The organism is Variovorax sp. FG153, assembly GCF_057809595.1.
The window spans coordinates 1-14191 of the sequence record NZ_JBMDKG010000088.1; the positions used below are offsets into that span (position 1 = coordinate 1).

Here is a 14191-nt window from a genome sequence, read left to right on the forward strand (position 1 = left end):
TCACCCAGCACGCCGCCCAGGAGACCACCGTCGCCGCCGAGCAGACCGCCCAGCAGGCCGTCGTCACCCAGGACACCGCCCAGGAGGCCACCGTCGCCGCCGAGCAAGCCGCCCAGCAGGCCGTCATCACCCAGCACGCCACCCAGCAGCCCATCGCCGCCGATCAGATTCGCCACGCCATCGGTCAGGAAGTCGACCTGCGTGCCGACCGCGCCCAGCAGCGCATCGGTGGTGCCGGCGCCCAGCAGCTGGTCGGTCAGCGGGCTCAGCAGGTCGCCGACACCGCCGGTGACCTGGCTCACGAGGTCGTCCACCGGATCCAGCACGTTCGGGTCGTTCGGCGTGAAGCTGTCGCCGAGCACCGGGGCCAGCAGTCCGCTCACGGTGTCGGTGAGGCTGTCCGTCAGGCCGACGACCGGGGCGAGCACGTCGCCCAGGCCGAGCTCGCCGAGCAGGCCGTCGTTGAGACCGTCGACCAGGCCGCCGACGATGGTGTCGGTCGGGTCGAGCAGTTGCGCGCCGGTGCCACCACCGCCGCCACCGATGCCATCGACCAGGCCGCCCAGCAAGCCGCCGAGCAGGCCGTCCTCGCCGAGCAGGCCGCCCACGAGGCCGTCGCCACCCAGCAGGCCGCCGACCAGGCCGTCGTCGCCGAGCAGGCTCGGGACCAGGCCGTCTTCGCCCAGCACGCCGCCGAGGATGCCGCCTTCGCCGAGCAGGCCACCCAGCAGACCGTCGTCGCCCAACAGGCCACCGACCAGGCCATCGCCGCCGAGCAGGCCGCCCACGAGGCCGTCGCCGCCGATCAGGCCACCGAGCAGGCCGTCGTCGGCCAGCACGCCGCCCAACAGGCCGTCGTCGCCGAGCAGACCGCCGACCAGGCCCTCATCGCCCAGCAGGCCACCGAGCAGGCCGTCGTCGCTCAGCAGGCCGCCGAGCGGGCCGTCGTCGCTCAGCAGGCCGCCGAGCGGGCCGCCGGCGCCGAGGAGGCCGTCTTCGCCGAGCACACCGCCGAGCAGCCCGTCTTCGCCGAGCAGGCCACCGACCAGGCCGTCGTCGCCCAGCAGGCCGCCGAGCAGACCGTCTTCACCGCCGAGCAGGCCGCCCAGCGGACCGTCGGCCAGCAGGTTGCCGACCACGCCATCGGGGCCCAGCAGGCTGCCGACCAGGCCGTCCGGTCCGAGCAGCCCGCCGCTCAGGCCTTCGCTGCCGAGCAGGCCGCTGAGCACGCCGTCGCCGCCGAGCAGGCCGCCCACGAGGCCGTCCTCGCCGAGCAGGCCGCCGAGCGCACCGTCGTCGCCCAGCAGGCCTCCGAGCAGGCCGCCTTCGCCCAGCGCGGGGCCGAGCAGGCCGCCAAGCAGGCCGTCTTCGCCGCCGAGGCCGCCGAGCAGGCCGCCGTCACCCAGCAGGGTGTCGAGCAGGCTGCCGACCGCGGTGCCTTCGCCCAGCAGGCCGCCGAGCAGGCCATCGTCGCCCAGCAGACCGCCGACCAGGCCGTCCTCGCCGAGCAGGCCGCCCAGCAGGCTGTGTTCGCCGAGCAGGCCGTCGAGCACCTGGCCGACCACGCCGTCGTCGCCCAGCAGGCCGTCGACCAGGCCATCGATGCCCAGGCCGGTGGTCACGCCACCCAGCAGTCCGTCGCTTCCCAGCACGTTCTCGAGGATGTTGTTCAGTGCATCGGTCAGGTAGTCGACCTGGGTGTTGACCGTGTCGATGATCGCGCCGGTGGTACCGCCACCCAGCAGGCCGTCGACCACGGGCGACAGCACGCCGCCGAGATTGGTGGTGACGTGGTCGACCACGTTGTCCACGGGATCGAATTCGTTGGGATCGTTGGGCGTGAACTCGTTGCCGGCGATCGGCGCGAGCACGTCGTCGATCACGTCGGTGACGCTGTTGACGATGGGCTTCACCGTCTGCAGCGCGCCGCCCAGGCCCAGGGTGTTGTCCACGGCATCGACCACGTGGCCGACGGCGCTGTCGCCCGGATCCAGCAGGTGGTCGGCATCGGCATCGGCGTCCGCATCGGCGTCAGCGTCGGCATCCGCGTCCGCATCCGCATCCGCATCCGCATCGGCGTCTGCATCAGCGTCGGCATCCGCATCCGCATCTGCGTCCGCATCGGCATCGGCATCACCGTCCGCATCGGCATCCGCATCCGCGTCCGCGTCGGCATCCGCGTCGGAGTCGCCGACGCCGGGAATGAAGAAGGGAATGGTCGAGTCGCCGCCGCCGCCGCCCAGGGCCGCGGCCAGCGCGATGCCACCGAGCGCGCCGAGCGCGAACTCGCCGAGGCCGAGGCCACCGCCGCTGGCGAGCTTCTTGGTGACGGCCAGCGCCGCCGCATCGGCGTCGGCGTCGGGCGGGGTGACCGCGAGATCGCCCGAGGCCACGTCGACATTGACCTGCTCGAGGCCGCCCGGCAGCTTGGTCGACGTGACGGTGGCATCGGTGCCGCCCGCGAAGACACCGGCCAGCGGCGCCTTGTTGGTGGCCGAGCCGGGGAACAGCACATTGGCCTGGCCGCCATCGGGAACGATCACGCGGTCGCCGGCGATCAGCGACTGGTTGCCGTCCACCGGGATGCTCACGCCGTCGCGCACGATGGTCGTGCCCGGGGTCGCGTTCGACAGCGATCCGATGCTGGCGGGCGCGGCGGCCGCGGGTGCGGAGGGAGGCGCCATGGCGGTCGAGCCCATCGGTGCGATCGGCGTGGTGGTGGCTTGCGCGAGGACCACGGGCGCCCCACCGTTCACGGTGGTTTCCGGGGTCGTCGGGGTCGATGATTGAGTTGTAGTCATGGCGGCCTCTGTGACAAAGATGTGGCCTACAGGGGCAACATGCGTGCCGTCTTTGCGCTGCCGCCATGGCGGTCCTCTGTTACGGCATCTCGACCGCCTTATCTCGTTGATTCCAAAGGCTTTTCTCATCCGGGGTAACACGCGGCGGGAACATCCGTAACACGGCTTTTCGCCGCGCGTTACGTAACGTGAGCGATTTTTTTCCCGGAACGCCGGGCAGGTTCCGGGGGCCGTGGCGGTGTCGGCGAAGCGGCCGAAAGAAGGCCGGACGAGGCCTGCTCGCGTTCGGCGGCTTCAGCGCTCGAAGCCGTACGGCGCGAACCGGCTCTGGTTCTCGTCCACGTCCAGCGCCTCGCCGATGAACGGAAAGGCGCGCTGCGGGCAGCGCTCGCGCTCGCAGACCTTGCAGCCCATGCCGATCGGTGTGGCGGCCTCGGGGTCCTGCAGGTCGAGCCCCTTCGCATACACCAGCCGCGGCGCATGGCGGATGTCGCAGCCCAGCCCGATCGAGAAGGTCTTGCGCGGCGAGCCCCAGCCGCGCTGGCCGCGCGAGACCGAGCGCGCGATCCACAGGTAGCGCCGCCCGTCGGGCATGCGCGCGAGCTGCGGCAGGATGCGCTCGGGCTGCGCGAAGGCCTCGTACACGTTCCACAGCGGGCAGGTGCCGCCGGTGCGGCTGAAGTGGAAGTGCGTGGCCGACTGGCGCTTGGAGATGTTGCCGGCCTTGTCCACGCGCACGAAGAAGAAGGGCACGCCGGGCGCGCCCAGCCGCTGCAGCGTGCTGAGCCGGTGGCACACGGTCTCGAAGCCGACGCCGAAGCGCTGGCCGAGCAGGTCGATGTCGTAGCGCAGCGATTCCGCGGCCTCGAGGAAGGCGCCGTAGGGCAGCAGCAGCGCGCCCGCGAAGTAGTTGGCAAGGCCGATGCGCGCCAGCTTGCGCGAGGCCGGGTCCTCGGTGAAGGGCGGCGCGTCGACCAGCGCGTCGATCGCCGCGCCGAGCTCGAGCAGCGCGAGCTGGGTGCCGAGCTGGAAGGCCTGCTGGCCCGGCTCGAGCGCGGGCGACAACCGCAGGCTGCGCTGCGCGGCGTCGTAGCGGCGCTTGCTGACCTCGGTGTCGTCGGTCAGCAGCACGCGCACGCCGTGGCGCTGCCGCAGCCGCTCGACCAGCCATTCGGCGAGATGGCCGCCGTGCTCGCGCGCGCCCGGCGCGGCCTGCGCCTGCTGCGCCTCCCGTGCCAGCGCCTCGGCCGCGCGGTCGAGGGTGTCGAAGTGGTTCTGGTGCGCGAAGAAGAAGTCGCGCACCACCTCGAAGGGCATGGCGCGCGGCGCGGCCAGGCCCGAGCGTTCGTCGCCCAGGCGCAGCGCCATGGTCTCGAGCTGCTCCATCGCCTCGATGTTGCGCCGGTGCAGCGCCAGCAGCGCGCGACCCAGCGCGGGCATCTGCGCCGCCACCTCCTGCAGCTCGGGCAGCGCCACCGGCTCGGCGGCATCGGCCAGCGCCTCGCGCATGCCGGCGACCAGCCGCGCCTCCTCGTCCTCCGAGAACTGCTGGATGTCGACGCCGAGCGCGCGGCTGATCTTGAGCAGCACCGCCACCGTCAGCGGCCGCTGGTTTTGCTCGAGCTGGTTGAGGTAGCTGGGCGACAGCTCCAGCGCATTGGCCAGCGCCACCTGCGACAGGCCGCGCTCCGCGCGCAGGCTGCGCAGGCGCACGCCCATGAATGTCTTCTTCATCGTTTCGCCTTTGCTGCGAATGCGGGGAAATTCGCAAAATTTGCAAATTGGAGAATTTGGATTCGCAAGAATTTGCCTTTTCAGTCCTTCTGCAAATCGCATTCTCTGCGTAGATTGCGAAGCATGACAACATCCGCCGGAACGACCGAACTGCGCGAACTGGTGCTGCCGGTGCATGCCAACCACCGCGGCACGCTGTTCGCCGGGCAGGGCCTGCAACTGATGACCAAGGCCGCCTTCCTGGCCGCGCGCGGCCTGGCGCAGCGCGAGGTTGTGATGGCCGGCGTGACCGGCGTCGACTTCCTCGCGCCGGTGCCGGTGGGCCACCAGCTGCTGCTGCGCGGCTGGGTCAGCCGCATCGGCCGCAGCTCGATGACCGTGTGCGTGACCGGCCTGGCCGACGTGCCGGGCGCACCGGCCGAAGAAGTCCTCAAGGGCGTGTTCGAGATGGTGGCGGTCGACGCCGCCGGTCGTCCCGCCGCCATCGATCGCGCCTACCTCAACGAAGAAACCGCATGAACCCCATGACCGACACCACCGCACCCGCGGGCTTCCGCCCCAAGAAATCCGTCGCCCTCTCGGGCGTGACCGCGGGCAACACCGCGCTGTGCACCGTGGGCCGCACCGGCAACGACCTGCACTACCGCGGCTACGACATCCTCGACATCGCCGAGGTCTGCGAGTTCGAGGAGATCGCCCACCTGCTGGTGCACGGCAAGCTGCCCACGCGCGCCGAGCTCAAGGCCTACAAGGCACGGCTCAAGGCGCTGCGCGGCCTGCCCGCGAGCGTGAAGGAAGCGCTCGAAAGCCTGCCGGCCGGCGCCCACCCGATGGACGTGATGCGCACCGGCGTCTCGGCGCTGGGCTGCGTGCTGCCCGAGAAGGACGACCACAACCTGCCGGGCGCCCGCGACATCGCCGACCGCCTGATGGCCTCGCTGGGCTCGATGCTGCTGTACTGGTACCACTGGAGCACGCAGGGCAAGCGCATCGACGTGGAGACCGACGACGACTCGATCGGCGGCCACTTCCTGCACCTGCTGCATGGCGAGAAGCCTTCCGAGGCCTGGGTGCGCGCGATGCACACCTCGCTCAATCTCTATGCCGAGCACGAGTTCAACGCCAGCACCTTCACCGCGCGCGTCATCGCCGGCACCGGCAGCGACATGCACTCGGCCATCGCCGGCGCGATCGGCGCGCTGCGCGGCCCCAAGCACGGCGGCGCCAACGAGGTGGCCTTCGAGATCCAGAAACGCTACGACAGCCCGGCCGAGGCCGAGGCCGACATCCGCCGCCGCGTGGAGGCCAAGGAAGTGGTGATCGGCTTCGGCCACCCGGTCTACACCGTGAGCGATCCGCGCAACGTGGTGATCAAGGGCGTGGCCCGGCGCCTGTCGCAGGAGGCCGGCTCGACCAAGATGTACGACATCGCCGAGCGGCTCGAGTCCGTGATGTGGGAGGTCAAGAAGATGTTCCCCAACCTCGACTGGTTCAGCGCCGTGAGCTACCACATGATGGGCGTGCCCACCGCCATGTTCACGCCGCTGTTCGTGATCGCGCGCACCAGCGGCTGGGCCGCGCACGTCATCGAGCAGCGCGTGGACAACAAGATCATCCGCCCGAGCGCGAACTACATCGGCCCCGAGGACCTGGCGTTCGTGCCGATCGAGGCGCGCGCCTGAGGCGGGGGGCAGCGGCGCGGTGAAGTCCTTCCAGGTCGATGTCGCTCGGAGCACACTCCGCGGTGCCGCCTCCCGCGGGCGGCACGCTCCCACATCGAACGACAACACTGGAGACAAGACCATGACGCTGAACCGCCGCGCCTTCTCGACCGCCGCCCTGGCGGGACTGACGCTGCCCGCCGCCACCCTGAGCCGCGCCCAGGAGGCCTTCCCGAACAAGCCGCTGCGCATCGTCTGCCCCTTCGCGCCGGGCGGCGGCTCCGACTTCATCGCCCGCGTGGCGGCCAACGTGCTGACCCAGCAGCTGGGCCAGTCGGTGGTGGTGGACAACCGGCCCGGCGCCGGCGGCACCATCGGCACCGAGTACGCGCTGCACACGCCGGCCGACGGCTACACGCTGCTGCTGATCGCGGGCAGCTACACGGTCAATCCCTCGCTCTACAAGCTGCGCTTCGATCCGGTGGCCGAGATGACGCCGGTGATCCAGCTCTCGAAGGGCGCCTACGTGCTGTGCGTCAACCCGTCGAAGGTGCCCGCGAAGAACCTGCAGGAACTGCTGGCCTTCGCGCGCCAGAACCCCGGCAAGCTGACCTTCGCCTCGGCCGGCAACGGCAGCCACCTGCACATCGTGAGCGAGTACCTGTTCGGCATGGCGAAGGTCAAGGCCACGCACGTGCCCTACCGCGGCACCGGGCCGGCCGTCACCGACCTGGTGGCGGGCAACGTCGACATGCTGATCGCGGGCACCGAGGCGCTGATGCCGCACGTGCAGTCGGGCCGGCTGCGCGCCTTCGCCGTCACCACGGCGAAGCGGCTGCAGGCCTATCCCGACATTCCCTCGATCGCCGAGAGCGGCGGCCTGCCCGACTACGACGTGGTGGCCTGGCACGGCCTGATCGCGCCCCGGGGCGTGCCGCCGTCGGTGCTCGCGAAGCTCAACGGCGCGCTCGACGCCGGCCTCAAGGCGCCCGAACTGGTGGCGAAGCTCGATCCCACCGGCGTGTCGCCGGCCGGCGGCAGCGCCGAGCAGTTCGGCGCGCTGATCCGCACCGAGATCCCGCGCTATGCCAAGGTCGTGAAGGACAACGACATCCGCTCCGAATGAACCCCGCGCGGCCCCTCGCAGCGGGGCCGCATCGCTTTCCTGCCCGCTTCCCCACGATGACTTCAAGCCACAGAAAGAAACTCCCCGGCACCGCGCTCGACTACATCGACGCGCGCGCCGCCATCGAAGCGCTGCGCCCCGGTGCCTGGGACACGCTGTCCTATACCGCGCGCGTGCATGCCGAGAACCTCGTGCGCCGCTGCGATCCCGCGATCCTCGACGAATGCCTGCTGCAGATCGCCGAGCGCCGGCGCGATCGCGACTTCCCGTGGTTCCCGGTGCGCGTGGTCTGCCACGACATCCTGGGCCAGACCGCGCTGGTCGACCTCGCGGGCCTGCGCGATGCGATCGCGGCCGAGGGCGGCGATCCGGCGCAGGTGAATCCGGTGGTGCCGGTGCAGCTGATCGTCGACCACTCGCTGGCCGTGGAGTGCGGCGGCTTCGATCCGCGGGCCTTCGAGAAGAACCGCGAGATCGAGGACCGGCGCAACGAGGACCGCTTCCATTTCATCGAATGGACCAAGCGCGCCTTCGCCAACATGGAGGTGATCCCCGCGGGGAACGGGATCATGCATCAGATCAACCTCGAGAAGATGTCGCCCGTGGTCTACGTGCAGGACGGCCTGGCCTTCCCCGACACCTGCGTGGGCACCGACAGCCACACGCCGCACGTCGACGCGCTGGGCGTGATCGCGGTCGGCGTGGGCGGGCTCGAGGCCGAGAACGTGATGCTCGGCCGCGCCTCGTGGATGCGGCTGCCCGAGATCGTCGGCGTGGAGCTCACGGGCCGCCGCCAGCCGGGCATCACCGCCACCGACATCGTGCTGGCGCTGACCGAGTTCCTGCGCAAGGAAAAGGTGGTCGGCGCCTACCTCGAGTTTTACGGCGAGGGCGCGCGCAGCCTCACCATCGGCGACCGCGCGACCATCTCCAACATGTGCCCCGAGTACGGCGCCACGGCCGCGCTGTTCCACATCGACGAACAGACGCTGGCCTACCTGCGGCTCACCGGCCGCGAGGACGCGCAGGTCGCGCTGGTCGAAACCTACGCGAAGACCGCGGGCTTCTGGGCCGACGCGCTGGCATCCGCCACCTACGAGCGCGTGCTGCGCTTCGACCTCTCCAGCGTGGTGCGCAACATGGCGGGCCCGTCGAACCCGCACCGCCGCCTGCCGACCTCGCAGCTGGCCGAGCGCGAGATCGCCGTCGGCCTGCACGAGGCGCGCCAGCAGGAGGCCGCGGGCCTGATGCCCGACGGCGCCGTGATCATCGCGGCCATCACCTCGTGCACCAACACCTCGAACCCGCGCAACGTGATCGCGGCCGGGCTGCTGGCGCGCAACGCCAACCGGCTGGGCCTGGTGCGCAAGCCCTGGGTCAAGTCCTCGCTGGCGCCGGGCTCGAAGGCCGTCGAGCTCTACCTGCGCGACGCCGGCCTGCTGGCCGAGCTCGAGCAGCTGGGCTTCGGCATCGTCGCCTTCGCCTGCACCACCTGCAACGGCATGTCGGGCGCGCTCGATCCGAAGATCCAGCAGGAGATCGTCGAGCGCGACCTCTACGCCACCGCCGTGCTCTCGGGCAACCGCAACTTCGACGGCCGCATCCATCCCTACGCCAAGCAGGCCTTCCTGGCTTCGCCGCCGCTGGTGGTGGCCTATGCGATCGCGGGCACGATGCGCTTCGACATCGAGCGCGACATCCTCGACGTGGTCGACGGCAAGGAGATCCGCCTGGCCGACCTCTGGCCCAGCGACCAGGAGATCGATGCGATCGTCGCCGCCTCGGTGCGGCCCGAGATGTTCCGCCGGGTCTACGAGCCGATGTTCGCGATCCATGCCGACTACGGCGAGAAGGCCAGGCCGCAGTACGACTGGCGCCCGCGGTCCACCTACATCCGCCGCCCGCCCTACTGGGACAGCGAGGGCGTGGGCGCGCTCGCGGCCAACCCGCGCACCCTGCGCGGCATGCGGCCGCTGGCACTCCTGCCCGACAACATCACGACCGACCACCTGTCGCCGTCGAACGCGATCCTGCGCGACAGCGCCGCCGGCGAGTACCTCGCGAAGATGGGCCTGCCGGAAGAGGACTTCAATTCCTACGCCACGCACCGCGGCGATCACCTGACGGCCATGCGCGCCACCTTCGCCAATCCGCAGCTCGTGAACGAGATGGCGGTGGTCGACGGCGTGCAGAAGAAGGGCTCGCTCGCGCGCATCGAGCCCGAGGGCCGCGTGGTGCGCATGTGGGAGGCGATCGAGACCTACCTGAACCGCAGCCAGCCGCTGATCATCGTGGCCGGTGCCGACTACGGCCAGGGTTCCTCGCGCGACTGGGCCGCCAAGGGCGTGCGCCTGGCCGGCGTCGAAACCGTGGTGGCCGAGGGCTTCGAGCGCATCCACCGCACCAACCTGCTCGGCATGGGCGTGCTGCCGCTCGAGTTCAAGCCCGGCACCACGCGGCTCACGCTGGGGCTGGACGGTACCGAGACCTACGACGTGGCCGGCCAGCCGGCCCCGCGCGCCGACCTCGCGCTGATCGTGCATCGGCGTAATGGCGAGGAGCTTCGCGTGCCGGTCACCTGCCGCCTCGACACCGCCGAGGAAGTGTCCATCTACGAGGCCGGCGGCGTGCTGCAGCGTTTTGCGCAAGACTTCCTGGCCGCGAACACCGCGGCCGCTTGAGAACCCATCACCATGGCATCCATTCCCCAGATCAAGATTCCCGCCGTCTACATGCGCGGCGGCACCAGCAAGGGCGTGTTCTTCCGCCTGCACGACCTGCCGCCGGCCGCGCAGCAGCCGGGCCCGGCGCGCGACGCGCTGCTGCTGCGCGTGATCGGCAGCCCCGACCCCTATGCCAAGCAGATCGACGGCATGGGCGGCGCCACCTCGTCGACCTCGAAGACCGTGATCCTCTCGCGCTCGACGCGGCCCGATCACGACGTCGACTACCTGTTCGGCCAGGTCTCCATAGACAGCGCCTTCGTCGACTGGTCGGGCAACTGCGGCAACCTGTCGGCCGCCGTGGGCCCGTTCGCGATCGCGCAGGGCCTGGTCGACCCGGCCCGCGTGCCGCCCGACGGCGTGTGCACCGTGCGCATCTGGCAGGCCAACATCGGCAAGACCATAGTGGCCCATGTGCCGATCTCTAGTGGCCAGGTGCAGGAGACCGGCGACTTCGAGCTCGATGGCGTGACCTTCCCGGCGGCCGAGGTGCCGCTGGAGTTCATCGACCCGGCCGACGAAGGGGAGGGCGATGGCGGCGGCGCGATGTTCCCCACCGGCAAGCTCGTCGACGACCTCGAGGTGCCCGGCGTCGGCACCTTCAAGGCCACGCTGATCAACGCGGGCATTCCCACCATCTTCGTCAACGCCGCCGACATCGGCTACGGCGGCACCGAGCTGCAGGACGCGATCAACGGCGACCCCGAGGCGCTCGCGATGTTCGAGACCATCCGCGCGCACGGCGCCGTGAAGATGGGCCTGATCCAGGACATCGCCGAGGCGGCGAAGCGCCAGCACACGCCCAAGGTCGCGTTCGTCGCGCCGCCGAAGGACTACGTCGCGTCCAGCGGCAAGCCGGTGCGCGCCGCCGACGTCGACCTGCTGGTGCGCGCCCTGTCGATGGGCAAGCTGCACCACGCCATGATGGGCACGGCCGCGGTTGCCATCGGCACCGCGGCCGCGATCCCCGGCACGCTGGTGAACCTCGCGGCCGGCGGCGGCGAACGCCAGGCGGTGCGCTTCGGCCATCCGTCGGGCACGCTGCGCGTCGGCGCCGAGGCGCGCGCGGTCGACGGCCAGTGGGTCGTGACCAAGGCCCTGATGAGCCGCAGCGCGCGCGTATTGATGGAAGGCTGGGTGCGCGTGCCCGGCGACAGTTTCTGAAAAGACGGATCCTCCCCATGTCCACCCGCAAGCAACTCAAATCCCTCGCCGAGGCCCGCCGCGGCCTGATCGTTCCGGGCGCCTTCAATGCGCTCTCCGCCCGCGTCGTCGAGGACCTCGGCTTCCAGGCCATCTATGTCACCGGCGCCGGCGTCACCAACATGTGGTTCGGCATGCCCGACCAGGGCTTCATGGGCCTGTCGGAGATCGCCGACCACACGGCGCGCATCCGCGATGCGGTGTCGGTGCCGCTGATCGTCGATGCCGACACCGGCTTCGGCAACGCGCTCAACGTGCGCCACACCGTGCGCACGCTCGAGCGCGCGGGCGCCGACTGCATCCAGTTCGAGGACCAGGTCGCGCCCAAGCGCTGCGGCCATTTCTCGGGCAAGGAAGTGATCTCCACCGAGGAGGCCGTGAGCAAGATCAAGGCGGCCGTCGATGCGCGGCAGGATGCAGACCTGCTGATCGTGGCGCGCACCGACGCGGCCGCGGTCCATGGCTTCGAGGCCGCGGTCGAGCGCGCGCAGCGCTTCGCCGAGGCCGGCGCGGACATCCTGTTCGTCGAGGCCGTGACCAGCGCGGAGGAAGTCCGCGCGCTGCCTCAACGGTTGGACCGGCCACAGCTCATGAACATGGTGATCGGCGGCAGGACGCCGATCTTCAACGCGACCGAACTCGGCGAGCTCGGCTACGGCATCGTGCTCTATGCCAATGCCGCGCTGCAGGGCGCGGTGGCCGGCATGCAGAAGGCGCTGACCGTGCTGCGCGACGAGAAGGAAGTGCGCGAGTCCAGCGGCCTGGTCACGCCCTTCGCCGAGCGCCAGCGGCTCGTGGGCAAGCCCGAGTGGGACGCGCTGGAGCAGCGCTACACCTGAAGCACCGCGGCCAGCAGCCGCACGCCCTGCGCGATCTGCTCGACCGTGAGGCTCGCATAGCCGAGGATCAGGCCGCCGCAGCGACCGCCCGCGGCCTTGCCCGCGTAGAGCGGCGACACCGGATAGACACCCACGCCACGCAGCCGCGCGGCGGCGACCAGCGCGGCTTCGTCGCGCGGCCGCAGCCACGGCAGCCACAGCACCACGTGCAGCCCGGCCGCCGTGCCCGCGACCTGCGCCTGGGCCGGCAGATGGCGCGCGATCGCCTCGAGCAGCGCCGTGCGGCGACGCTCGTTCTCGCGTCGCGCGCGCCGCACGTGGCGCTCGTAGGCGCCGCTGTCGATCAGCGCCGCCAGCACCCGCTGCTCGAGCAGCGGCGCATGGCGGTCGGCCATGCGCTTGGCCTGGCGGAACACCGGCACCAGCTCGGGCGGCAGCACCAGGTAGCCGAGCCGCATCTGCGGCGACAGCGCCTTCGAGAAGGTGCCCACGTAGAGCACGCGCCCGTCGGCATCGACCGCGCGCAGCGCATCGATCGGGCGCTGGCCGTAGCGGAACTCGCCGTCGTAGTCGTCCTCCACGATCCAGGCGCGCTGCTGCCGCGCCCATTGCAGCAGTTCGAGGCGCCGGCCGATGGCGAGCACGCCGCCGAGCGGGAACTGGTGCGAGGGCGTGACATAGGCCAGGCGCGCGCGGCCGTCGCGCGGGAGCGCGGCCGTGTCCAGGCCCTGCGCATCGACGGGCACCGGCAGCAGCGTCGCCCCCGTGGCCTCGAAGCAGCGCCGCGCCATCAGGTAGCCGGGGTTCTCGAACACGAAGGCATCGGCGGGATCGAGCAGCAGCCGCGCGCACAGGTCGATGCCCTGCTGCGAGCCCTGCACCACGACGATCTGCCCCGCGTCGCAGACCAGCCCGCGCGCGCGCCGCAGATAGCCCTGCAGCGCGCGCCTCAAGCCTTCGTCGCCTTCGGGCGGCGCGTAGCTCAGGCTGCGCTGCTGACGCAGCAGCTCGGCCTGGTAGGCGCGCCGCCAGGCCAGCGCGGGGAAGTCGCGCGAGGCGACCGCGCCGTAGAGGAAGTCGATGCGTGGCGGCTCGCTCGGCGCGGCGGACGGTGGCGCCATCGCCGCGATGCGGCGGCCATAGGCCGACAGCGTGGGCGCGGGCCGGGCGCGGCGGGAGGCGGCCGCCGGTCGTGCCACGGCCGCAGACGGCGGGCTCGCCACGCGCGCCGCGCGGCCCGCCGAGGTGAGCAGGTAGCCCTCGGCCGCGAGCTGCTCGTAGACCGCGGTCACCGTGGTGCGCGAGACCCCGAGCTCGGTCGCCAGGGCCCGCGTCGACGGGGCGGGCGCGCCCGCGGGCAGGGTGCCGTCGGCGATCTGGTCGCGCAGCAGCGCGTAGATGCGGCGGCCCGCGCCCTGGCCCGGGGGAAGCGACAACTGGTCCATGCAAAAAGTGGAAAACTGGTTCTTCGCATTGTGCCGGTTCGAGGCGACAGTGAGGCACCCCACGCTTTGCGAGCCACGCCCGATGTACATCCCCGCGCATTTCGCCGTCACCGATCCCGCCGCGCTCCAGCGCGTCATCCGCGAGCATCCGCTCGGCATGCTGGTCACGCACGGCCCCGCCGGGCTGGACGCCGACCACCTGCCCTTCGAGTTCGATCCCGAGGTCGGCACGCACGGCCTGCTCTCGGCGCACGTCGCGCGCGCCAACGACGTCTGGCAGCGCTGCCCGACCGGCACCGAGGTGATGGTGGTCTTCCGCGCCGCGCAGGCCTACATCTCGCCGAGCTGGTTCCCGAGCAAGCAGGAGCTGCACCGCCAGGTGCCGACCTGGAACTACGAGGTGGTGCATGCGCACGGCACGATCACCGTGCGCGACGACGACCGCTTCGTGCGCGGCATCGTCGCGCGCCTCACGCGCCGCCACGAGGCGGCCGAGCCCAGGCCCTGGAAGATGGGCGACTCGGCGCCCGATTTCATCGACGACATGCTGGGCCGCATCGTCGGCATCGAGATCGCGCTCACTTCGCTGGTCGGCAAGTCGAAGCTCAGCCAGAACAAGGAAACGCGCGATCGCGCGGGCGCCGCCGTGGCGCGGGGCG

The 14191-nt window shown here is 71.2% G+C and carries 9 protein-coding genes and 1 pseudogene; 7 read left to right on the forward strand and 3 right to left on the reverse strand.

Translation table 11 applies throughout. The features are described from left to right. Positions 1-2801: pseudogene (locus ACODT0_RS41790) on the reverse strand (hypothetical protein); the annotation flags it as partial. 294 nt (positions 2802-3095) lie between these two features. Continuing rightward, on the reverse strand, positions 3096-4535 hold the full coding sequence (locus ACODT0_RS41795; RefSeq protein ID WP_057592600.1) for a short-chain fatty acyl-CoA regulator family protein: 1440 nt from the start codon (positions 4533-4535) through the stop codon (positions 3096-3098). A 123-nt stretch (positions 4536-4658) separates the two neighbouring features. Here ACODT0_RS41795 and ACODT0_RS41800 point away from each other — a divergent pair, with 123 nt between their 5' ends. The 6 genes from ACODT0_RS41800 to ACODT0_RS41825 all read left to right on the forward strand — a co-directional run bounded on the left by ACODT0_RS41800 (position 4659) and on the right by ACODT0_RS41825 (position 12087). Further along, positions 4659-5054 (forward strand): acyl-CoA thioesterase, encoded by a 396-nt coding sequence (locus ACODT0_RS41800; RefSeq protein ID WP_489043982.1) that lies wholly within the window; start codon positions 4659-4661, stop codon positions 5052-5054. A gap of 5 nt (positions 5055-5059) precedes the next feature. Further along, positions 5060-6217: a bifunctional 2-methylcitrate synthase/citrate synthase gene (gene prpC, locus ACODT0_RS41805; RefSeq protein ID WP_489043983.1), complete on the forward strand. Its 1158-nt coding sequence runs from the start codon at positions 5060-5062 to the stop codon at positions 6215-6217. A 121-nt stretch (positions 6218-6338) separates the two neighbouring features. Beyond that, positions 6339-7322, forward strand: a complete 984-nt coding sequence (locus ACODT0_RS41810) for a tripartite tricarboxylate transporter substrate binding protein (RefSeq protein ID WP_296729407.1) — start codon at positions 6339-6341, stop codon at positions 7320-7322. Between the two features lie 56 nt (positions 7323-7378). After that, positions 7379-10003, forward strand: coding sequence for a Fe/S-dependent 2-methylisocitrate dehydratase AcnD (gene acnD / locus ACODT0_RS41815; protein ID WP_296729408.1), 2625 nt, complete (start codon positions 7379-7381; stop codon positions 10001-10003). A 12-nt stretch (positions 10004-10015) separates the two neighbouring features. Beyond that, positions 10016-11209, forward strand: a complete 1194-nt coding sequence (prpF, locus tag ACODT0_RS41820; protein WP_296729410.1) for a 2-methylaconitate cis-trans isomerase PrpF — start codon at positions 10016-10018, stop codon at positions 11207-11209. A gap of 17 nt (positions 11210-11226) precedes the next feature. Further along, positions 11227-12087, forward strand: a complete 861-nt coding sequence (locus tag ACODT0_RS41825) for an isocitrate lyase/PEP mutase family protein (protein ID WP_296729411.1) — start codon at positions 11227-11229, stop codon at positions 12085-12087. Here the strand turns inward: ACODT0_RS41825 and pdxR are convergent. Continuing rightward, positions 12078-13532: a MocR-like pyridoxine biosynthesis transcription factor PdxR gene (gene pdxR, locus ACODT0_RS41830; protein ID WP_489043984.1), complete on the reverse strand. Its 1455-nt coding sequence runs from the start codon at positions 13530-13532 to the stop codon at positions 12078-12080. The two genes, ACODT0_RS41825 and pdxR, sit on opposite strands and share 10 nt — an antisense overlap. 82 nt (positions 13533-13614) lie before the next feature. Here pdxR and ACODT0_RS41835 point away from each other — a divergent pair. Then, the coding region (locus ACODT0_RS41835) for an FMN-binding negative transcriptional regulator (protein WP_489043985.1) at positions 13615-14191 on the forward strand (577 nt) is incomplete at its 3' end.